This window comes from Mesorhizobium sp. WSM4989 (assembly GCF_029625795.1).
In the GTDB taxonomy this organism is placed as follows: Bacteria; Pseudomonadota; Alphaproteobacteria; order Rhizobiales; family Rhizobiaceae; genus Mesorhizobium.
Genome location: NZ_JARTVN010000049.1, coordinates 1 through 257, shown reverse-complemented (window position 1 = coordinate 257; position 257 = coordinate 1). Strand labels below are relative to the sequence as shown.

Genomic DNA, 257 nt, shown 5'->3' with positions numbered 1-257 from the left:
CCACCCACCTGCACCTTTGCACGTCTGAACCTGCCACCTTTGGCGCGGTTGCGGGCGTGTCGCTTGGTGCAAAGGCTTCGCTTGACATCGGGGCGCCCGCGACGGCTGGCACTGGCCGCCGGGTCACGGTCGCGGCGATCACCACCGGCATGACGGCCAGCGCCACCGGCACGGCCACGCATTATGCCATCGTGGATCAGACAAATTCGCGCCTGCTGGTGACGGGTGCGCTCACCGCATCGCAGGCCATCACCTCG

The 257-nt window shown here is 67.7% G+C and carries 1 protein-coding gene; it reads left to right on the top strand.

All coding sequences use genetic code 11. The annotated features are described in order from the left end of the window. Positions 1 to 56 precede the first annotated feature (56 nt). A partial coding sequence (locus tag P9217_RS30265; protein ID WP_278088338.1) for a hypothetical protein occupies positions 57 to 257 on the top strand: 201 nt, incomplete at its 3' end.